We start from the raw sequence: 20,537 nt of genomic DNA, 5'->3' as shown, positions 1-20,537 counted from the left end.
CTCCGGACACGAACCGGAAATCCATCAGACAACAAGGAGTAGACATGAGCAACGTCACCCTCGGCGGCAACGCCATCGAAGTCGCAGGCAAGTTCCCGCAAGCCGGCGACAAGGCCCCCGCCTTCTCGCTGGTCGGCAAGGACCTGAAGGACGTCACGCTGGCCGACTTCGCCGGCAAGCGCAAGGTGCTGAACATCGTCCCGAGCCTGGATACCCCGGTGTGCCAGGCCTCCGCGCGCAAGTTCAATGAAGCCGCCAGCGGCCTCGCCAACACCGTGGTGCTGACGATCTCGGCCGACCTGCCGTTCGCCATGGGCCGCTTCTGCACCGCTGAAGGCCTGGCCAACGTAGTGCCGCTGTCGACCATGCGCGGCGCCGAGTTCAAGGGCAACTACGGCGTGGACATCAAGACCGGCCCGCTGGCCGGCGTGACCGCCCGTGCCGTGGTGGTGCTCGACGAGAACGACACCGTCAAGTACAGCCAGCTGGTGCCGGAAATCAAGACCGAGCCGGATTACGACGCCGCCCTGGCCGCTCTGAAGTAATCAGCGGCACGCCCGGGAACCCTCGGGTTCCCGGACGGCAGCGGCCGCCCGCATCCCGGGGCGGCCGCTTTTTTGTTTTCTGCCTGACCGATATCGCCCGCAAGGGCTCCGTTCCACTCAATCATCCCAAACACCTGGAGAGAGCATGGCCAGCCTGATCTGCGGCTCCGTCGCCTACGACACCATCATGACGTTCGACGGACGCTTCCGTGAACACATCCTGCCGGACCAGATCCACATGCTGAACGTCTCGTTCCTGGTGCCCGGCATGCGCCGCGAGTTCGGCGGCTGCGCCGGCAACATCGCCTACACGCTGAAGATGCTGGGCGGCGATCCCGTGGTGATGGCCACCGTCGGCACCGATGCCGAACCCTACCTGGACTACCTGCGCAAGCTGGAGATCGCCACCGGCCACATCCGCGTCCTGCCTGAGACCTTCACCGCGCAGGCGATGATCACCACCGACCTGGACAACAACCAGATCACCGCCTTCCACCCTGGCGCGATGAGCCAGTCGCAGCTGAACAACGTCAAGGATGCGCTGGGCGGCGCCAGCGCGCCGGGCCTGGGCATCGTCGCGCCCGACAGCCGCGAGGGCATGCTGCACCACGCGCGCCAGTTCGCCGAGGCCGGCGTGCCATTCATCTTTGACCTGGGTCAGGCCATGCCCCTGTTCAACGGGGAAGACCTGCGCGAGTTCGTTGAACTCGCCAGTTACGTGACAGTCAATGACTACGAGGCGCAGGTCCTGCTGTCCCGAACCGCCTGGACCAGCGCCGAGGTTGCCGCCAAGGTTCGTGCCTTCATCGTCACGCACGGCGAGCGCGGCGCCAGCATCTTTGCCGATGGTCACCAGTACGCGATCCCGGCCGTTGCTGCCGAGCGCATCGTGGACCCGACCGGGTGTGGCGACGCCTTCCGTGGCGGCCTGCTTTACGGCATTGAAAACGGATTAGACTGGGAAACGACTGGCCGCCTGGCATCGCTGATGGGTTCGGTCAAGATCGCGCAACAGGGTCCGCAGAACCACTGGTTGTCGCGCGAGGAAATCGGCAACCGGTTCCAGTCTGCATTCGGGTACCGCTACGCCTGACCTGCGGCCAGCGCGTGGCTTTTTTTCGGGAAACGACATGAACAACAAGCTACGTGGCGGTGCCGTTGCCGTCCTTGCCGTCACCGCCCTGGTTGCCGGCTGCGCTACGCAATCCAACTCCAACAGCGTCTATGGCACGGGCCAGGCGCAGCGCGAACAGACCGTGCGCTACGGCGTGGTCGAAGGCATCCGCGAGGTCACCATCCAGGGTAACCAGAGCGGCGCCGGCACGCTGGCGGGCGGTGCCATCGGCGGCATTGCCGCCGGCAGCACCATCGGCGGCGGCAACGGCGCGGTGGCGGCCGGGATCCTCGGCGCGGTGCTCGGTGGCATTGCCGGCAGCGCGGCCGAGAACAAGATCAACCAGCGCCGCGGGCTGGAAATCACCGTGCGCCTGGAGAACGGCGAGATGCGTGCGATCACGCAGGAGGCCGACGAAGCCTTCCGCCCCGGCGAGCGCGTACGGCTGCTGTCCTCGGGCGGCGTGACCCGGGTCACGCACTGAGCCCTCGCGGCCCCGCAGGGCCGCCCCGGGGCGCAGCAAAGCGCGCCGCACCCGCAAGGGTCGCGGCGCATTTTCTTTTCGGCTTTGCAATTCCGTAACAGTGGCGGACCGCTCCCGCACGCGGCGCGCGCCCATGAAAAAACCCGCCGGGCGGATGCCATCGGCGGGTCGGCAAGACCTGGTGTCTTGCGGACCGGATACGCAGTATCCGGTCATGCGGGCACGCGCTGCGTGCCGGTGCGGTTCCTTGCGGAACGCGTAAGGTCCACTCCGTGGCGGAGCAGCTTACGGACGGTTGCCCGTCGGGAACGGCCAGGCAGCAGCCGGGTTCAGCGCGGTCTTGGCAGCCGAAGCGGGAGCAACGGCAGGGGCCGCGGCAGGCTTGGCGGCAGCCTTCTTGGCAGCCGGCTTCTTGGCAGCAGCCTTCTTGGCAGCCGGCTTCTTGGCGGCAGCCTTCTTGGCAGCAACCTTCTTCACTGCAGCCTTCTTGGCCGGAGCCTTCTTGGCGACAGCCTTCTTGGCGACAGCCTTCTTGGCGACAGCCTTCTTGGCCACGACCTTCTTGGCGGCAACCTTCTTCACTGCAGCCTTCTTGGCCGGAGCCTTCTTGGCTGCAACCTTCTTGGTCGCGACCTTCTTGGCGGCTACCTTCTTCACCGCAGCCTTCTTGGCCGGGGCCTTCTTGGCGGCTGCCTTCTTGGCCGGTGCAGCCTTCTTGGCTGCGACCTTCTTCACAGCGGCCTTCTTGGCCGGTGCCTTCTTGGCGGCCGGTGCTGCCTTCTTGGCGGCTACCTTCTTCACAGCAGCCTTCTTGGCGGCCGGCTTGGCGGCCTTCTTAGCCGCCGGCTTTTTCTTTGCAGCAGTTGCCATGGATAACTCCTTCACTAGAGAGTGAATATCGAATGACCTAAGTTGGCGACCCGACCGACCCGAGGCGCACTACAGCAGCGCGGCCCCAGTCGAGCGAGCGATTCATCGGCGTGCGGCCCGACCACTGCTGCACGCTAATGAATTTGGTTGCAGGCGCACCGCCCGTGGCGGTGACTTGGCGGCCGGAGCGAGCCCGCAAGCGGGTCTCGGGCACGTGCCGCGCCCTGGAATATTCGATCAGCCCGCACCGCCCGTTGAGCCGGCGCACGGCCAGAAATGAGGAGATATCGGACAGCTGGCCTGCGGTGCGGGCTTGGCCTCGCGCACGGCAGGCGGCATTCATTCGGTGGTAGCGGGTCCAACCCGTTAATGGACCAAGGGAGACTGCACGCGTTTTAAGAAGCCGGTCCGGCCTGGTCTGCGTCAAAGTTCTCGTGCTCCTCAGCTACTACCTTCGTCACTGCATCGAAGCGCGCATCGCGCTCGTCGTTCCATCTTGCTTCCTGCTTCTCTGCAATGAAGTGAGACTCTTGTCAAGGCGAATCATAATTCGTTTGCACGATGATGTTAAGAAAAAAGTGCAAAAAAACTTGCCTGCATGTTTCGCTCGAACTAGTTCTCACGCGCGGTGTCACGAAGACGTTGCCGATAGCATCGCAACGCGTCGCTCGCACGCTGGTGCCGATGCTCGTTTCGCACGCTCGCACAGGCAGCGCGACACCCCATCGCACGCACCGCGCATCGCAGCTTTTACACACCGCGACAGACGCTGACGACCAGCATCGCAACGCGCGCCTGACGACTGCGCAACGACGCTGCGCGTGTCATCACGTTTTCCGAAAAGCCGCATGGACAAAGGCTTTGCGGGCGATGCACCGATACGCGTGCGGCAGCCGTCGACTGGTGCGGACACGTTCCAGAACACGCGCGCGCCGCGTTGTGCGGCAGACGCCCTGCATGCTTTACACACTCGGCAGCGCACGCACACGCCGCCATGCGAGCGAGCCTCGCTCATGCTCGCCTCGCGCTTCGCGCGACAGCGTCGCACACACCGTCCGAGAGTGATGCGTGCACGCAACGGTTTGCATCGACGCAACAGCGCGAAGACATCGCGAGGGCATCAAAGCGTTGCGATCGAGCCAAGCCGCGACGCTCGCGAAGCATCGCGGCAACACTTCGGCAGACGCTTCGATCAAGTCATCGGCATGCGTGTTCGATCTGCGCGCTTGCCGTGCGATCCGGATCGCGCGCGCCGTGCCTCGCGTGTTCGCGCTCTCACCCTCGCCGCTCGCCGCACCACTCGCCTCGCCCTGCCGGCAGCGCGTCGTACGTCCGCTTAGAGGATTGCTTCAGCGCCCGCCCGCCGGTGTCTTTTGCTGCATCACAATAACCCGCAAACGGCAGCTGCATGCGGCTTTGCGGGTAGCGGGCGATGGCGGCGGAAAGGCGCGCGCCGCGCCGCGCCGGATTGCGGCGCGGCCCCGGCGCCAGTAGATTGGCGTGGCTACGAACCTCAAAGGAGACATCATGCGCATCCATTCCCCCCTTGCTTCGACCCTGCGCGCCGCCGTGCTTGCCGCCACCCTGCTCGGCAGCGCCGCGGCGATGGCGCAGGCCACGCCCAGCGGCACGTGGAAGACCATCGACGACAACACCGGCAAGCCGCGCGGGCTGGTGGAGATCACCGAGAAGAGCGGCGTCTTCAGCGGACGCCTGGTCAAGACCTTCGTCGAGAGCGACGGCAAGCCGCGCGTGTGCGACAAGTGCACCGACGCACGCAAGGACCAGCCCGTCATCGGCATGACCATCCTCTCCGGCCTGCGCAAGACCGGCGACAACGAGTGGAGCGGCGGCGAGATCCTGGATCCGGAGAACGGCAAGGTCTACAAGAGCAAGATGTCGCTGGCCGAGGACGGCAACAAGCTCAACGTGCGCGGCTTCATCGGCATCAGCCTGATCGGCCGCACCCAGACCTGGGAACGCGACCACTGACCCTGCCGGCGCGGCACAGGACTCAGGGTTTCTCCGGGGCATGCCGCTGCGTGCCCAGCCGAAGGAGAAATGGCAGTCGAAAAAAAACCGGGCGGTTCATCACCGCCCGGTTTTTTTGTCCACGATGCTGCGCTTTACATCCGGTAGCGCAGGGTGGCCATCACGCTGCGCGGGGCACCCGGCATGTTCAGGTTGGCATTCGAACCATGCGCCGAGACGATGTAGTTCTTGTTGAACAGGTTGTACAGGTTCAACTGCGCCTCGAACGGACCATGGCGGTACCAGGCCATCATGTCCGCCGTGACATAGCCCGGGAGCGTGACGGTATTGGCCTGATCGGCCATGCGGGCGCCGACCAGGTTCAGGCCGCCGCCGATGCCAAAGCCGTTGCCCAGCGTCTTGGTCAGCCAGACGTTGCCGGAGTGGCGAGGCGTCAGCGTGGCACGCTTGCCCTGGAACAAGGGGGTCGACTTGGTCACCACTGCATCCAGGTAGGCATAGCCGGCCAGCACGCGCCAGCCGCTGCCGAGCTCCGCGGCGCCGCTCAGCTCGATGCCGTCCGTGCGCTGCTCGCCAACCGGAATCAGCGCCGTGCCGGTGGCATTGGCTATCTTCATATTGTTCCGTTCCAGCCGGAACACGGAAATCGTCGTGCTCGCCTTGCCGTCGAGCCAGTCGTACTTGGCGCCGACTTCGGCATTGTTGGTCGTCTCTGGTGCCAGTTCGGCGTTGTTGGCGGCCAGCGCGAAGGTCTCACCCGAGGGCTGGAACGACCGGCTCCACGACACGTAATACGACTGCACCTTCGACGGCTGCCAGACCAGGCCCGCACGCGGGCTCCAGGCATTGTCGGTGCGCGACAGGTTCTTCTGGCCAGCCAGGCGCTGGTTGGTGTCCTGCTGGAAGTTGTCGTAACGCACGCCGAACAGCGCCTTCCACTGCTCGGTAAAGGTGATCATGTCCTGCGTGTAGAACGCCAGGGTCTTGGCGGTAGCCAGGTTGCTCGTGGCAGGCGTGCCACCGACCAGGCGCGGCAGCGTCGGCAGTACCGGGTTGAACAGATCGAAGGTGCCTGGCACGGCCTTGGAGAAATTGACGAGATCCTTGTTCTGCTGGCCGATCTCCATCCCGTACAGGATTTCGTGCCTGGTACCGAAGATCGTCGCCTTCTGCGTCAGGTCCGTCTGGTTGAACCAGCCGTGCTCCTCGCGGTAGACGTTGGAGTGCGACATCGTCAGCCGCTGTGTCACCTCGTTGACCGCGCTGGTCAGCGTGTTATTGCGATCCAGCGAGTAGTGGTAGTACCGCGTGGCGTTACGGATCGACCAGTCGTCGTTGAAGCGATGGTTGATCGTGGCAGTGCCCGAGTACACACGCGACTGGCTATAGTCGGCGTCGCGCGCATTGGCCGCGCCGTAGTAGCGCGAGGCCGGCACGTCTACCGGGCGCCCCTTGTAGGCCGGGACGCCGAAGTCCGTCACGCGGCGGTCTTCGAGGTAGTCGGCCTGCAGCAGCACGGTGGTCTCTGGCGCGATGCGCAGTTCCAGGGACGGCGCCACGGCGGCACGGTCCAGGAACTGCTGTGAGCGGTAGCTGTTGGCCTTCTCCACCGCACCGGTCACGCGGAAAGCGGCGGCGCCGTCGGCGAACACGCGGCCCACGTCGGCCTCGGCGCGGCGGTCGGCCCACATGCCGTAGCTAAGCGCGAAGTCGGTGACGTCGATGCCGGGCTTCTTGGTCACGCGGTTGATCAGGCCACCCGACGAACCGCGGCCGTACAGCACCGCTGCCGGCCCCTTGATGACTTCGACGCGGTCGACGTTGGACAGGTCGCGGAAGTACAGCGCATCGTCGCGGATGCCGTCGACGAACTGGTCGGCGATGGCGGAAAAGCCGCGGATCGACACCTGGTCGCGCTGGCCATCGCCGGTGGAGAACGACACGCCCGGCACGTTCTTCAGCGCATCCTGCATCGAAGTGGCGTGCTGGTCGCGCATGACATCACCGGTGACCACATTGACGGTCTGTGGGATGTCGCGCAGCGGCGCCTCGGTCTTGGTCGCGCTGACCGCATTGGGCGGGTTATAGCCGGTGCCAAGCTCGCGGCTGACATCGGCCCTGACCGTGACCTCAGGCAACTGCGCCGAAGCGTCTGGCGCGGCCTGGGCCCACCCCAGCATCGGTTGAAATACGAAGCTCCCCGCCACCGCGGCACAGATCGGGTGAAGTTTTATTCTCATTTCCGTGTAATCGGCTGTAATAGTTTTGAAAACGCGGGCGCATTATCGATTACAGGATTGTCAGGGTCAACGAGATTGCGAATTATTCCTATTCGTGGTCAATATATGTTGCATTGATCACAACCATGGCTGGCACGGCCATTTCTGTGGCGGGTCCCGAACTTCTGCAACGCATTTCCTACACCAGCTGCCCGGCAAGGGCATCGCGCGCCTCAGCAACAAAGGCTGACTCACCGCGCCGGCCCGGCAACAGGAAAAACTCCGCCTCCGGCAGTCGCGGCAGGCCCAACCGCGCAATGGTGGCGGCATCCAGCGGTGCCACGCCGGGGCCGATCGCCGACGCATTCAGGCACGACAACCCCAGCCCCGCCGCCAGCGCCAGGTGCAGCCCCGCGACGCCCGACGCCGAGTGCGCAACCTCGAATGGCAGCCGCTTGCGCAGCAACAGCTGCACCACGTACTGATGCAGCGAGCAGGTATCGGGCAGCAGCACCAGCGGCAGCGTGGCGGGCAGGCTGTCGGCCTCGGCCGGCGCGGCGACCCAGGCCAGCGGCTCGCGCCGCAGCACCGTGCCGCGCGTGCCCGCACCCTGCCCGCGCGTGCCGGGCAGGCGCATGCTGAGGCCGATATCGAAGGTGTCCATCTCCGCGGCGGCATCGATTGCCGCGCTCTTCATCACCGTCACGTGCAGCCGCAGGTACGGGTAGCGCTCGCGCAGGCGCCGCAGCATGCCGGCGATCTCGCCCGGGCGGAAGTAATCGGTCACGGCCAGCCGCAGTTCGCCCGCCAGCGCGTGGCCGCGCAGCTCCTGCAGGGCCAGCTCGTTCAGCGCCAGGATACGCCGCGCGTGTTCCAGCAGCCGCTCCCCCGCCGGCGTCGGCACCGCGCCATGCCGTCCGCGCGACAGCAGCGGCACGCCGGCGCGCTCCTCCAGCTTGCGCAGCTGCTCGCTGACCGAGGACTGCGACAGGAACAGTCTGGGCGCCGCCGCTGACAGGCTGCCGCTGTCCGCGACCGTGACAAAGGTGCGCAACTGGTCGGTTTCGAATCCACGCATGGCAAGGCTCCGGCAAGGGTGGCATTACTTCGGATAACCCGATGGTCCACATCGGCTATTCCCGCTTTTCCGATACTACACCACCCCCTACCATGGCATCACCCACCCACGCAAAAGCAAGGAGCCAGCCATGCCCCACATCGTCCTGCACCTGTCCGGCCAACCCGATGCCGCCCTCACCCGCCGCAGCGCCAGGGCGATCGCCGACCTGACCGAGCGCGTGCTCGGCAAGAAGCGCGACGTGATTGCCGTCACGGTCCAGTACATCCCGCACGACAGCTGGATCATCGCCGACATGCCGCTGTCGGAGCAGGGCCGCAACGCCTTCCACCTGGACATCAGCGTGACCGATGAAACCAACACCAAGGCGGAGAAAGCGCAGTTCATCGAGGCCGTGTTCGAGACCATGTCGGGGCTGCTGGGCAAGCTGCATCCGGTGTCGTACGTGCACGTGATCGACGCCCGCGCAGCGGCCTATGGCTACGGCGGGCGCACGCAGGAGTATCGCCACCAGCACGGCTGAAACAGCGCATCGCCTTCATGCCGGCCGCTGTCATCCCAGTGCCCCGCGGCGAGACCAGAGGTTTCGCCGCGGGCCAAGCTGTGGCACAGTCGCCCGCTGATCCCTTTTCCTGACGGACTGACAGAGACAAGGCGCCACAAGCGCCAGCCCCCGCGCGGCAAACGGACCGCACCTCAGGACAAGGCAACCCTGAAGGAGATCCGATGTCGTTTCTGATCGTGCTGGCAGCCCTTGCCTTTCTGATGTTCGCCGCGTACCGCGGCTACAGCGTGATCCTGTTCGCGCCCATCGCCGCGCTGGGCGCGGTGCTGCTGACCGACCCGTCCGCGGTCGCACCGGTGTTCACCGGCATCTTCATGGAGAAGATGGTCGGCTTCGTGAAGCTGTATTTCCCCGTGTTCCTATTAGGCGCGGTATTCGGCAAGGTAGTTGAGCTGTCCGGCTTCTCCGAGTCCATCGTCGCCGCAGCGATCCGCTATATCGGGCGCTCGCGCGCCAACGCGGTGATCGTCACAGTGTGCGCGCTGCTGACCTATGGCGGCGTGTCGCTATTCGTGGTGGTGTTCGCGGTCTATCCGTTCGCGGCCGAGCTGTACCGCCAGAGCAACATCCCCAAGCGGCTGATGCCGGGCGCGATCGCGCTGGGCGCGTTCTCGTTCACCATGGATTCGCTCCCGGGCACGCCGCAGATCCAGAACATCATCCCCACCAACTTCTTCAACACCACCTCCTGGGCCGCACCGGTGCTGGGCGTGGCCGGCTCGCTGTTTATCCTGGTGGTGGGCCTGAGCTACCTGGAATGGCGCCGCCGCGGCGCCGCCGCGCGTGGCGAAGGCTACGGCACCAACCTGCGCAACGAGCCCGAGCGCAGCCAGTCCGGCAAGCTGCCGCACCCGCTGCTGGCGCTGCTGCCGCTGGTGGTGGTGGGCGTGGCCAACTTCTGGCTGACGCGGATGATCCCGCTCTGGTACGGCCCTTCCAACAGCGTGGCGCTGCCGGGCCTGCCCAAGCCGGTGGAAACCAAGATCGCCAGCGTGACCGCGATCTGGGCAGTGGAAGGCGCGCTGCTGCTGGGCATCGCCGTGGTGCTGGTGACCGCCTTCGGCGCCCTGCGCGAGCGCTTTGCCGAGGGCACCAAGGGCGCCGTCGGCGGCGCGCTGCTGGCGTCGATGAACACGGCATCGGAATACGGCTTCGGAGGGGTCATCGCCGCCCTGCCCGGCTTCCTGGTGGTCAGCGACGCGCTGCGCGCGATCCCCAACCCGCTGGTCAATGCCGCGGTCTCGGTCAGCACGCTGGCCGGCATCACCGGCTCGGCCTCGGGCGGCATGAGCATTGCGCTGGCGGCGATGTCGCAGACCTTTATCGCGGGCGCGCAGGCCATGCAGATCCCGCTGGAAGTACTGCACCGCGTGGTGTCGATGGCCAGCGGCGGCATGGATACGCTGCCGCACAACGGCGCCGTGATCACGCTGCTGGCGGTGACCGGCCTGACCCACCGCGAGTCCTACCGCGATATCTTCGCCGTCACAATGATTAAGACCGCCGCGGTGTTCTTCGTCATCGCCGTGTATTTTCTGACCGGACTGGTCTGAAGCAATCCCGGCCCACGCGGCTTGTACATTCCAGGTGTTGTTAACAGTGTGGTTGGGTGCCGCCGGGCACCGGCCCGGCAAACCAGGAAGCCAACATGAAGCAAGTCACCCTGCCCGACGGCGAGCGCGTCCCGGCGCTCGGCATGGGAACGTGGAATATGGGCGAGTCGCGCGCAGCGCGCGCCGAGGAAGTCGCCACGCTGCGCCTGGGCCTGGACCTTGGCCTGCGGCTGATCGATACCGCCGAGATGTATGGCGAGGGCCAGTCCGAGGAAATGATCGGCGAGGCCATCGCTGGGCGCCGCGACGAGGCCTTCCTCGTCAGCAAGGTCTATCCCTTCAACGCCAGCCGGCGCGGCACCGTGCAGGCCTGCGAGCGCAGCCTGAAGCGGCTGCGCACCGACCGCATCGACCTCTATTTATTGCACTGGCGCGGCGGCGTGCCGCTGGAAGAGACCGTGCAGGCCATGGAGGCGTTGCAGCGCGACGGCAAGATCCGCCGCTGGGGCGTGAGCAACCTGGACCTGTCCGACCTGCAGGAGTTGTGGGACGCGCCGGGCGGCGACCGACTGGCCACCAACCAGCTGCTGTACAACCTGGGCCGGCGCGGCATCGAATGGGACCTGCTGCCGTGGCTGCGCCAGCGCGGCGTGCCGGTGATGGCCTATTCGCCGATCGAGCAGTCGCGCCTGTTGGGCAACCCCGGGCTGAAGCGCTTTGCGCGCGACCACGGCATGACGGCGGCACAGGCGGCACTGGCCTGGCTGCTGGCGCAGGAAGGCGTCATCGCCATCCCCAAGACCGGCCGGCGCGAGCGCCTGCAGGAGAACCTGGGCGCGCTGTCGCATACGCTGTCGGCCGCCCAGCTGGCCGAGCTCGACCGCATCTTCCCGCCGCCCGACGGCCCGGGCCCGCTGGAAATGCTCTGACCAGGCTGCCGGGCGCGTGCCCTCAGGGTACGCGGGCCACGTAGCGCTCGCGCTCAACGTAGCGCACCAGGTAGCTGCGCGCCTTTTCGCGCGTATCGGTGGTCACGCGCGCCGCTGCCTGGCGCGCGCTGCTCTTGCCGTGCGACGACGACATCTGCGCATCCAGGTAGGTGCGAAAGGAATCATGCATGGCGTTCAGTTCAGGCTCGCACGCGGCCAGCGCCAGGTTGGCCACGTCCTTGGGCTGGCCCTTGGCCGACAGGTTGTCGTTGGCCTTCTTCTGGGCGCAATCCATGTATTTGGCGCGCAGCGCCTGCCAGCCGCTGCTGTCGACGGCCGACTGCGATCCGGCACCCGCGGCGCCGGCGTCATTGGAAGAACCCGAAGGATGTGAAGCGCACGCGGCCAGGAAGGCCAGCGGCAGGGCGGTCAGGAGTTTTTTCATGGAAGGATGATGCTGTCACGGCGCATTGGCCACCCCCATGTGTCAGCCATGGGACGTTCCGGGCGCAAGACTGACTATTCTTGCCGCGAATGCCCCCCCGGCACCACCTTCGTCACAAATGGAAACGTCTCTGCGCGGTCCGGCATTTGCCCGGGTGCTTCCGGCGCCTATGCTTCAAAGACGACAACAACACCAAGGAGACGAGATGAAACGTCGAACCTTCCTTTCGGCCAGCGCGGGTCTGGCCCTTGGCAGCCTGGCCCTGGGTGCCTGCACCACCACCAAACCCGAAGCCACCAGCGACAAGGCCGCCCGCCGGCGCGAGCTGGATTCCGGCGTGGACGGCACGCTGTCGCGCCTGTACGACTCGGTCAAGGGCTCGCGCGAGCTCGGCAACCGAGCACGCGGCATCCTGGTGTTCCCGAAGACGCTGACGGCGGGCTTTATCGTCGGCGGCGAGTATGGCGACGGTGCCCTGCGCTCGGGCGGCGCGACGCGCGGCTACTACCGCCTGATCGCCGGCTCGGTGGGCTGGCAGATCGGTGCGCAGTCCAAGGCCGTGATCCTGATGTTCCTGACGCCGGATGCCTACGACAAGTTCGTGCGCAGCAGCGGCTGGACCGCGGGCGTCGATGCCACTGTGGCGGTGGCCACCATTGGCGCAAACGGCGTGCTGGACACCAACACCGGCCAGCAGCCCATCGTCGGCTTCGTCATGACCAATGCCGGCCTGATGGCGGGCCTGAGCTTCGAGGGCAGCAAGATCAGCAAGCTCGACCTGTAAGGGCGGACCTTCGGTGACCGCCGCGCGGCTTGCGTGCTGCGCGGCGCCCTCCTTTTTCGCGTCCGCGGGCCGCGAGAGGATAGAATTCGTCCCTTTGGCCGAATTCCCATGTGGTTCAAGAATCTGCAGGTCCATCGTTTCTCCGCCCCGTGGTCGCTGAGCGCCGACGAGGTTGAAGCCAGCCTGGCGAAGCACGCCTTCTTCCCCGGCACCAGCCTCGAAATGCAGACCCAGGGCTGGGCCTCGCCGCGTGACAACGGCCGGCTGGTCCATACCGTCGGCCGCCAGATGCTGCTGACGCTGCGCACCGAAAAGAAGCTGCTGCCCACCACCGTGGTCAACCAGGTCACGCGCGCCCGCGCCGCGGAAGTCGAAGAGCAGCAAGGCTACAAGCCGGGCCGCAAGCAAATGAAGGAACTGAAGGAGCAGGTCACCGAAGAACTGCTGCCGCGCGCCTTCAGCATCCGCCGCGACACGCGTGTGTGGATCGACCCGGACAACGGCTGGCTTGCCATCGACGCCGCCGCCACGGCCAAGGCCGATGAAGTGCGCGGCATGCTGTTCAAGGCGCTGGATCCGCTGCCGCTGATCAACCTGCACGTCAACCAGTCGCCGGTGGCGGCCATGACCGAATGGCTGGCCGGGGATGCGGCACCGGGCGGCTTCACCGTCGACCAGGAAATCGAGTTGCAATCCGGCGCGGAAAGCAAGGCCACCGTGCGCTATGTGCGCCACCCGCTGGACCCGGAAGACCTGCGCCGCCATATCGCCGCCGGCAAGCGCTGCACGCGCCTGGCGATGACGTGGAACGACCGGGTGTCGTTCGTGCTGACCGACGGGCTGGTGGTCAAGAAGGTGGCCCCGCTCGACGTGATCAAGGAACAGGCCGATGGCACGGCGCACGATGAAGACGAGCGCTTCGACGCCGATTTCACCATGATGGCCGGCGAACTCTCCGGCATGCTCAGCGACCTCACCGAGGCGCTGGGCGGCGAGCGCAAGGCGTAAGCCGAATTTCTTGCAGGAACGTGGCGCTGTCGAAAGACAGCGCCACGCTGGCGGTTACTCGACCCAGTTCACCTTCGGGAACCGCCCGGCAAACCCCTCCGGCATCGCCACCACGTTCTTCCCCACGTAGTCGAAGAAGACAAAGCCCGACTTGGCCATCGCGATCAGCGCGCCATCGGCCGGCCGCGTGATGCGGAAGATGATGTCGCCGCCGTACTTGTTGAAGTCCATCACCCCCACCTCGAACTGCAGCTGGTCGCGCGCATGTGCCTCGTTGCGGTACATCGTGGCCAGGTCGGTCACGATGATGCCCACCCCTTCCTGCCGAACATCCTCGCTGCCGAATTCATACAGGAACCGCGCCCGCGCCTCGGAGATCATCGAGATCATCGAATCGTTGGCAAGGTGGTTGGCCGAGTTGATGTCGGTCACGCGCACGGTCAGGTGCGTGGCGTAGCAGAACTGGTCGGCAGGCAGGTCGAGTTTGAGGCGGGCCATGATGGAACAAGCAAGAAATGGATCGGGCGCCGCACGGGATCAGGCAGGCAAGCGGCAGAGACGGCGGCGGCGCCCATCATAAGGGAAACGCCGGTTCGGATTGCGGCACTGCCGCATAAACCCTCCCGCACATGCCCCCGGGTAAGTACTCCCCACTCTTTTCGTCCATCCCGCCGATGCCCCGGCATGGCGCTGCCTCGTAGGCTGCGGGTTGCCGTGGTCACTGGCGCCCTGGCGCACCCGTACCGCGCACCGACACGATGTCAACGACTGGAGGAAACACGATGCAAGCCGACCGCCGCAAAGTCCTGCACTGGCTGGGAGCAGGTTCCCTGGCCGCCACCGCCTCGACCCTTGGAGTCAACCGGGCGCGGGCCCAGCAGGCTTACCCGTCGCGCCCGGTGCGTCTGGTCGTGCCCTACCCGCCCGGCGGTGCCACCGACGTGCTGGCGCGCGCGCTGGGCGACCCGCTCAGCAAGCTGTGGCAGCGCCCGGTGATCGTGGAGAACCGCCCCGGCGTGGGCGGCATGATCGGCGCCGACGTGGTCGCCAAGGCGCCGGCGGACGGCTACACCCTGCTGCTGGCCCTGCCCAGCCTGGTGCAGACGCCCTATATGGTGGCCAAGCCGCCGTTCGACCCGCTGCGCGACCTGACCGCCATCAGCCAGCTATGCACCACCAGCCTGGTGCTAACCGCCAGCAGCGCCATGCCGCGCACGCTGCCGCAGATGATCAGCCTGGCCAAGTCCCAGCCCGACAAGTATTCCTATGGCACCTATGGCATTGGCACCGGCGCCCATCTCTACATGCAGGTCTTCCTCAAGGGCGCGGGCGCCCAGCTGGTCCATGTCCCGTACAAGGGCGAAGCCCCCATCGCCACCGACCTGATCGGCGGCCAGATCTCGCTGGGCACGCTGTCGCCGATGACCGTGCGTCAGCATGCGCGCACCGGCAAGCTCCAGCCGCTGGCCGTTACCGGCAATACCCGCGCGCCGATGCTGCCGGATGTGCCAACCTTCCAGGAACTCGGCTACAAGGGGCTGGATGGCCCGGCCTGGTTTGGCCTGTTCACCACCGCCGGCACGCCGCAGGCCATCGTCGACAAGATCTCGGCCGATGTGGAAACGGTGATGGCCGCGCCGGAGATCCGCCAGCGCCTGGCCGAGCTGGGGCTGATCGTCAAGACGACGCAGCCGGCGGCGTTCGCGGCGGCGACCAGAGCGGATCAGGCGTACTGGGGCAACGTGATCAAGGAAAACAATATCCGGCTGGACTGAGGCATGGCGACTGAAGCAGCGCCGCGGGCCGCGCCGGCACATCGTAGCGCCTGGCGCCGGCTCTGAACATCACTCAATTGCAGCAATTTTCCCGCGGTGTTGCGCGGCTGCGCCATGGCCTGTCGCAGCCGATAGGCGTCGATATAATCAGCCGCGCAACACCATAAAGTAAGACATTAGAACAATTAGCCATCAGGCGAACGGGGTGCAGCGTCTTCTCGACTTACGCTGCGAGGGAACCATGATCAGCGCTGACCACGCCCTGACCGGACGGCTGTCCGCGACCATCCCTGCCCGCCGTGCCGCGGGCAGTTCCGTTTCTGCGCAAGCCGCGCCGCACACCCCGCTGCTGCAAGGCGTGCACCGCCGCGCAGACCAGTTGATGACGGCCATGCTGTGGGTGCTGAGCCTCCTGTCGCTGATCGTCGGCAATCACTATGGGTCGACCGGGCTGACGCTGGCGCTGGGCTTGCCAATGGCGCTGCTCGGCACGCTGATGGCGGTCACCCTGCCCGCCCGCCTGGCTACGCGGCTGGCGATGGCCGTGCTGCTGATGATCTTCGTCGCACTGCTGATCCACCAGGCGCACGGGCAGGTGGAATTCCACTTCCTGGTGTTCGTCTCGCTGTCGCTGCTGCTGGCCTACCGCGACTTCCGCGTGATCCTGCTGGCGGCGGCGGTGATCGCGTTGCATCACCTGAGCTTCAACTTCTTCCAGCAGTGGGGCTGGAACACCATCTGCTTCACCGACCCGAGCTTCAATATGGTGCTGTTCCACGCCGCCTTCGTCATCGTGCAGACCGGCGTGCTGTGCGTGATCGCGTGGCGGCTGGAGCGCGATGCCCACTCCACCGATGAACTGAGCGCCCTGGCCGCGGGCATCGAACGCGAACCCGGCTACCTGACGCTGACCGCCGATGGCACCCACCCGGACAGCGACTTCGCGCGCGCCTTCCGCAAGACGCTGGACACTGTGCGCCAGACACTGCTGCAGGTACGCAACACCGCCGATACCGTGGCCAACGCGGCTGGCAACATCCTGGACACCAGCGCCACCGTCGCCCGCCGGACCGACGAACAGGCTCGCACCGTGGCGCACACCATGCAGGACATGCAGGCGCTGACCCAGGCCGCCCGCGCCAGCGCCGACCAGGCCCGCGGCGCCTGCGAACTGGCCGGGGCCTCCAGCACCGTGGTCGCGCGCGGCAGCGGCGAGATCCTGTCGGTGATCCACACCATGGGCGAGATCAACGAGGCCTGCGGGCGCATCACCGAGATCATCGGCGTGATCGACAGCATCGCCTTCCAGACCAATATCCTGGCGCTGAACGCCGCCGTGGAGGCCGCGCGCGCGGGCGACCACGGCAAGGGCTTTGCGGTGGTGGCTGGCGAGGTCCGGCAACTGGCGCATCGCTGTGGCGCCGCGGCCAAGGAGATTCGCGGGCTGATCAATACCTCGGTCGAACGCGCCCACGCCGGCACCGAGTTGGTCGGCCATACCGGCGAGACCATGAACGAGGTGGTGGCCAGCATCGGCAAGCTTGCCACGTTGGTAGAGGAACTGGCGACGCTGGGCGACAACCAGCGCAGCGGCATCGAAGGCATGGCCCGGCGCGTGGCGGAGATCCAGGCGGCATTCGAGGAGAATGCAGAGTTGGTGGCCAGTGCCGCCGAAGCTGCGCGGGTGCAGCGGCAGCAGACGGAGGGGCTGAACCGGGCGGTCGGGGTGTTCCGGCTGGGCTGACACCCGCTCAGCTCAATCCTCTTTCTCGTCCCCCGTGGGGAAATGCACGCCTGCACGGCGCGCCGCCAGCATGATGTGGCGCTCCATCGCGCGCTGCGCCTGCTCCGGCTGGCGGGCGGCCAGCGCCTCTATGATGGCGCTGTGCTCGGTGAAGGTGGCATTGCGCGCGCCGCGCCGGTAGTACGGCAGGCGCTGGCTCTCGCGCATCACCTCGGCGCTTTCGCGCAGGATCTCGCGGATGACCTGGTTTCCGGACACCGTGACGATCAACGTGTGAAATTCATAGTCGAGCTGCGAGGCTTCGTCATAAGCATCCGCCTCGATCGCCCGCTGCATCGTGGCCGCGTTCTGGCGCAGCTGTTCGATCTCGTTCTCGGAGATGGCCAGCGCGGCCAGCCGTGCGGTCAGCCCTTCCAGCGCGAAGCGCAACTGGTAGATATCGATCAGCGAATGCGTGGCCGCAAAACGCCAGGGCGGCGTGGCTGCGGCGCTGTCGCCGGCGGCCGTCACGTAGACGCCCTTGCCCGGGCGCGACACCACCACGCCCATTCCCTGCAAGGTAGAGATCGCCTCACGCAGTGACGCGCGGCTGATGCCGACCTTCTCCGCCAGCTCCCGCTGCGCCGGCAGCAGCGTGCCCGCGGGGAACGTGCCGTCGCGCACCCATTGCTGGATAAGGCTGACAGCCTGGTTGGCGACGGAGGTGGAAGATCCTGTCATACGTGAGGGGGGGTGACCAGTAAGAGGTGACGCACAAGGGGCGCGAAGCCGGTTGCCGGAAATTCTAGCCGACAAACCGGCCTGTCCTGCCCCTTACTTGTTGACCAGCCTGGCCGGCACCGAATAGGTCAGCAGCGCGCCGCACAGCAGCACCGCTGCCAGCACGAACATCGCGGCATCCGTGCTCCGGGTGGCATCCTTGATCAGGCCGATCATGTACGGGCTGATAAAGCCGGCCAGGTTGGCGAACGAGTTGATCAGCGCAATGCCCGCCGCCGCGCCCACGCCCGACAGGATGGACGTCGGCAGGCTCCAGAACAGCGGCGAGGTAGCCAGGCTGCCGCCGGCGGCCAACGCCAGCGCTGCCAGCGACAGCGCAGTGTTATGGCTGAAGACCGCGCTCAGCACCAGGCCCGTGGCCGCGCAGCAGAACGGCACGATCAGGTGCCAGCGGCGCTCGCGCATGCGGTCAGAGCTACGGCTGACCAGGATCATCGAACACACCGCCACGCCAAACGGGATCGCGGTCAGCAAACCCACGTCCAGCACGCTCTTCACGCCGGTCTGCTTGATCAGCGTGGGCAGCCAGAAAGTCAGCCCGTACTGGCCCATCACCGTGCAGAAGCAGATCATCGTCATCTTCAGCACGCGCGAGTCCGTCACCAGCGTGCGCAGCGACATATGGGCGGACTTCTGTGCGTTTTCGGCGGCGATATTGCGCTCCAGCAGCGCCTTTTCATCGGCCGTCAGCCAGCGCGCCGACTGGATGTTGTTGTCCAGGTACCAGAGCACGGCCACGCCCACCAGCAGCGACGGCACGGCCTCGATCACGAACATCCACTGCCAGCCGCGCAGGCCGTTGACGCCGTGCATGGCCTCCATCACCCAGCCCGACAGCGGCCCGCCGAAGATGCCCGAGATCGGAATCGCCGCCATGAACAGCGCCACCATGCGCGCGCGCCGGTGCGACGGGAACCAGTAGGTCAGGTACAGGATCATGCCGGGATAGAAGCCCGCCTCCGCCGCGCCCAGCAGGAAGCGCAGCACATAGAACTGCGTGCTGGTCTGCACGAACATCATCGCCGCGGAGATCAGGCTCCACAGGATCATGATGCGCGAGATGGTGGCCTTGGCGCCGATGCGGTGCATCAGCAGGTTGCTGGGCACCTCGAAGAAGAAATAGCCGATAAAGAACAGCCCCGCGCCCAGCCCGTAGACCGCCTCGCTGAACTGCAGGTCGGCCAGCATGCTCAGCTTGGCAAAGCCCACGTTGACCCGATCCAGGTAGGCCACCACGTAGCACAGCATCAGGAACGGCAACAGCCGCCAGGCCACCTTGCGGTACACCGCGTCCTCCCTGGCCTGTGCCTGCGCCTGCGCCTGCGGCACGGAAATGGCATCCGGCCCGGCATGGGCGGTTTCAGTCGGAATCATGGAAGTCTCCTTGGTTTTGTTCGAGTCATCGGCGTGGCAAAGCCTGGATCGCATCCGGCACGACGCCAAATCGTCATACCGGTCTGACCAGTAGATGCCGAATGGTAGGGAGGCACCTTGCCGGTGTCAAGGAGCGATTGGACTGGGGAAAGCCCGTATCTGCAGGCCGATTTTGGCGAGAGTGCCCGCTTGCGTGGGGATCGCACCAAACTCCGCCGCTTGTGCAAAATCGAGACTTGCTGCAAAATCCGGCACAACTGGTCCGACCAGTTGAGGCTGGCCCACATGATGCGTGCCACAGGGCAGACAGCCGCTTGCCGGCCCGACCTTCAGCTAGGAGACTTTGATGGGAACCACGCCCCCGCTCATGGCATCAGCCATGGTGCGCCTGCATCCGCTGCCGCTGAGCGCGGCCGCCTTTGCGCCCTTCGGTGACGTGATCGAGGCGCGCCCAGCCGGCGACCCCGGCGCCTTTCCGATCAACGGCGGCATGGTCATGCGACACCACGACCTGGCTGCCGTCGAACTGGAAGGTGGCCGGGCCCTGATCAACCTGTTCGAGGCCAAGCCCTACGCGTATCCGCTGGAGATCGCAATGCTGGAACGCCATCCGCTCGGCAGCCAGGCCTTTATCCCGCTATCGGAGCAGCCCTTTGTGATCGTGGTGGCGCCAGCTGGCGACGTGCTGGATCCCGCTTCGCTGCGCGCCTTCATCACCAACGGGCGGCAGGGCGTCAACTACCGCCGCGGCGTCTGGCACCACATGCTGCTGGCCGTGGGCGTGCCGGCGCGCTTTGCCGTGATCGATCGCGGTGGGGATGGCAACAACTGCGAGGAGCGCACGCTGGCGCAGCCGTTGCTGCTGGAACTCCCGCCGGCGCTACACGCCGCATGAGTGTGTGGAGGCAACCGCGACAGGCCGCGGTTGCACCAGCCCGTCGCGCTTACTTGGCGTCCGGCCAGGAGACCTGCTTCCAGTAGGCCTCTTTCGAGCGGATCTTGCCATTCACCACCCGGTAGACCTCCAGCCCGGCTGCGTCCACTTTCTTCTTCCCGCCGCTGGCCGGCACCCGCACGCGGAAGCGCATGATGGCCAAATCACCGCTGTACTCAAGCTTGACGTCCACTAGATGGGCAATGACTGGTTGTCAAGTGACACCAGAAAATAAGCACAATCCGAGTGGATCGGAGCATTGTCTTTGGACTGGCCCGAGCGGGCGTTGAGAGGACTCTGGAATCGGCGGAAACGAAGTCGTAGCCAGCATCTTGCTACGCTGG

General features: G+C 66.1%; 21 protein-coding genes. 12 read left to right on the top strand and 9 right to left on the bottom strand.

Going from position 1 to position 20,537, the window contains the following annotated elements; translation table 11 throughout:
- The first annotated feature begins 44 nt into the window (after positions 1-44).
- From tpx to AC3WL8_RS16335, 3 genes are all read left to right on the top strand, one after another.
- The gene (tpx, locus tag AC3WL8_RS16345) at positions 45-545 is read left to right on the top strand and encodes a thiol peroxidase (protein WP_013958000.1); all 501 of its coding nucleotides are present in this window, start codon (positions 45-47) and stop codon (positions 543-545) included.
- Between the two features lie 145 nt (positions 546-690).
- Positions 691-1,638 carry a carbohydrate kinase family protein gene (locus AC3WL8_RS16340; protein WP_211980295.1) on the top strand — a complete coding sequence of 316 codons (948 nt, stop codon included), beginning with the start codon at positions 691-693 and terminating at the stop codon, positions 1,636-1,638.
- Positions 1,639-1,675: 37 nt separating this feature from the next.
- Positions 1,676-2,143: an outer membrane lipoprotein gene (locus AC3WL8_RS16335; RefSeq protein ID WP_013958002.1), complete on the top strand. Its 468-nt coding sequence runs from the start codon at positions 1,676-1,678 to the stop codon at positions 2,141-2,143.
- A 285-nt stretch (positions 2,144-2,428) separates the two neighbouring features.
- On the opposite strand, the gene AC3WL8_RS16330 is transcribed toward AC3WL8_RS16335, so the two are convergent.
- Positions 2,429-3,013: a histone H1-like DNA-binding protein gene (locus tag AC3WL8_RS16330; RefSeq protein WP_492378444.1), complete on the bottom strand. Its 585-nt coding sequence runs from the start codon at positions 3,011-3,013 to the stop codon at positions 2,429-2,431.
- A gap of 1,275 nt (positions 3,014-4,288) precedes the next feature.
- Entirely contained in the window at positions 4,289-4,552 is a 264-nt protein-coding gene (locus AC3WL8_RS16325; protein ID WP_148271588.1) for a hypothetical protein, read from the bottom strand.
- On the opposite strand from AC3WL8_RS16325, the gene AC3WL8_RS16320 reads away from it, so the two are divergent.
- On the top strand, positions 4,541-5,005 hold the full coding sequence (locus AC3WL8_RS16320) for a DUF2147 domain-containing protein (RefSeq protein WP_013958005.1): 465 nt from the start codon (positions 4,541-4,543) through the stop codon (positions 5,003-5,005). The genes AC3WL8_RS16325 and AC3WL8_RS16320 overlap by 12 nt on opposite strands.
- Positions 5,006-5,139: 134 nt before the next feature.
- Here the strand turns inward: AC3WL8_RS16320 and AC3WL8_RS16315 are convergent, their stop codons facing one another.
- Both AC3WL8_RS16315 and AC3WL8_RS16310 read right to left on the bottom strand, forming a co-directional pair.
- Entirely contained in the window at positions 5,140-7,245 is a 2,106-nt protein-coding gene (locus AC3WL8_RS16315; protein ID WP_492378443.1) for a TonB-dependent receptor, read from the bottom strand.
- Between the two features lie 178 nt (positions 7,246-7,423).
- Positions 7,424-8,302, bottom strand: a complete 879-nt coding sequence (locus AC3WL8_RS16310) for a LysR family transcriptional regulator (protein ID WP_013958007.1) — start codon at positions 8,300-8,302, stop codon at positions 7,424-7,426.
- Positions 8,303-8,432: 130 nt separating this feature from the next.
- On the opposite strand from AC3WL8_RS16310, the gene AC3WL8_RS16305 reads away from it, so the two are divergent.
- The 3 genes from AC3WL8_RS16305 to AC3WL8_RS16295 all read left to right on the top strand — a co-directional run bounded on the left by AC3WL8_RS16305 (position 8,433) and on the right by AC3WL8_RS16295 (position 11,349).
- Entirely contained in the window at positions 8,433-8,825 is a 393-nt protein-coding gene (locus tag AC3WL8_RS16305) for a tautomerase family protein (protein ID WP_013958008.1), read from the top strand.
- Positions 8,826-9,028: 203 nt separating this feature from the next.
- Positions 9,029-10,420 carry a GntP family permease gene (locus AC3WL8_RS16300; protein WP_211980298.1) on the top strand — a complete coding sequence of 464 codons (1,392 nt, stop codon included), beginning with the start codon at positions 9,029-9,031 and terminating at the stop codon, positions 10,418-10,420.
- 95 nt (positions 10,421-10,515) lie between these two features.
- Complete coding sequence (locus AC3WL8_RS16295; RefSeq protein WP_211980299.1) at positions 10,516-11,349, top strand: aldo/keto reductase; 834 nt, start codon at positions 10,516-10,518, stop codon at positions 11,347-11,349.
- Between the two features lie 22 nt (positions 11,350-11,371).
- On the opposite strand, the gene AC3WL8_RS16290 is transcribed toward AC3WL8_RS16295, so the two are convergent.
- Positions 11,372-11,794 carry a hypothetical protein gene (locus tag AC3WL8_RS16290; RefSeq protein ID WP_211980300.1) on the bottom strand — a complete coding sequence of 141 codons (423 nt, stop codon included), beginning with the start codon at positions 11,792-11,794 and terminating at the stop codon, positions 11,372-11,374.
- 205 nt (positions 11,795-11,999) lie between these two features.
- On the opposite strand from AC3WL8_RS16290, the gene AC3WL8_RS16285 reads away from it, so the two are divergent.
- Positions 12,000-12,578 (top strand): BPSL1445 family SYLF domain-containing lipoprotein, encoded by a 579-nt coding sequence (locus AC3WL8_RS16285; RefSeq protein WP_211980301.1) that lies wholly within the window; start codon positions 12,000-12,002, stop codon positions 12,576-12,578.
- A 108-nt stretch (positions 12,579-12,686) separates the two neighbouring features.
- Positions 12,687-13,586, top strand: coding sequence for a recombination-associated protein RdgC (locus AC3WL8_RS16280; RefSeq protein ID WP_492378442.1), 900 nt, complete (start codon positions 12,687-12,689; stop codon positions 13,584-13,586).
- 54 nt (positions 13,587-13,640) lie between these two features.
- On the opposite strand, the gene AC3WL8_RS16275 is transcribed toward AC3WL8_RS16280, so the two are convergent.
- The gene (locus tag AC3WL8_RS16275; protein WP_013958014.1) at positions 13,641-14,084 is read right to left on the bottom strand and encodes a thioesterase family protein; all 444 of its coding nucleotides are present in this window, start codon (positions 14,082-14,084) and stop codon (positions 13,641-13,643) included.
- A gap of 284 nt (positions 14,085-14,368) precedes the next feature.
- On the opposite strand from AC3WL8_RS16275, the gene AC3WL8_RS16270 reads away from it, so the two are divergent.
- Together AC3WL8_RS16270 and AC3WL8_RS16265 are read left to right on the top strand one after the other, a co-directional pair.
- Positions 14,369-15,361: a Bug family tripartite tricarboxylate transporter substrate binding protein gene (locus tag AC3WL8_RS16270; RefSeq protein WP_211980303.1), complete on the top strand. Its 993-nt coding sequence runs from the start codon at positions 14,369-14,371 to the stop codon at positions 15,359-15,361.
- A gap of 241 nt (positions 15,362-15,602) precedes the next feature.
- Positions 15,603-17,105 carry a methyl-accepting chemotaxis protein gene (locus tag AC3WL8_RS16265; protein WP_492378441.1) on the top strand — a complete coding sequence of 501 codons (1,503 nt, stop codon included), beginning with the start codon at positions 15,603-15,605 and terminating at the stop codon, positions 17,103-17,105.
- A gap of 12 nt (positions 17,106-17,117) precedes the next feature.
- On the opposite strand, the gene AC3WL8_RS16260 is transcribed toward AC3WL8_RS16265, so the two are convergent.
- The gene (locus AC3WL8_RS16260; RefSeq protein WP_013958017.1) at positions 17,118-17,825 is read right to left on the bottom strand and encodes a FadR/GntR family transcriptional regulator; all 708 of its coding nucleotides are present in this window, start codon (positions 17,823-17,825) and stop codon (positions 17,118-17,120) included.
- A gap of 93 nt (positions 17,826-17,918) precedes the next feature.
- On the bottom strand, positions 17,919-19,256 hold the full coding sequence (locus AC3WL8_RS16255) for an MFS transporter (protein ID WP_492378458.1): 1,338 nt from the start codon (positions 19,254-19,256) through the stop codon (positions 17,919-17,921).
- 349 nt (positions 19,257-19,605) lie between these two features.
- Between AC3WL8_RS16255 and AC3WL8_RS16250 the strand changes: the two genes are divergently transcribed.
- Positions 19,606-20,154 carry an ureidoglycolate lyase gene (locus AC3WL8_RS16250; protein WP_013958019.1) on the top strand — a complete coding sequence of 183 codons (549 nt, stop codon included), beginning with the start codon at positions 19,606-19,608 and terminating at the stop codon, positions 20,152-20,154.
- Positions 20,155-20,203: 49 nt separating this feature from the next.
- Here the strand turns inward: AC3WL8_RS16250 and AC3WL8_RS16245 are convergent, their stop codons facing one another.
- Positions 20,204-20,386 (bottom strand): nuclear transport factor 2-like protein, encoded by a 183-nt coding sequence (locus AC3WL8_RS16245; RefSeq protein WP_148271590.1) that lies wholly within the window; start codon positions 20,384-20,386, stop codon positions 20,204-20,206.
- Positions 20,387-20,537 lie beyond the last annotated feature (151 nt).

Source organism: Cupriavidus sp. FW305-F7, from assembly GCF_058782875.1.
Note: the sequence above shows the minus strand (reverse complement) of the source record. Positions and strands in the feature narration are given on the sequence as shown.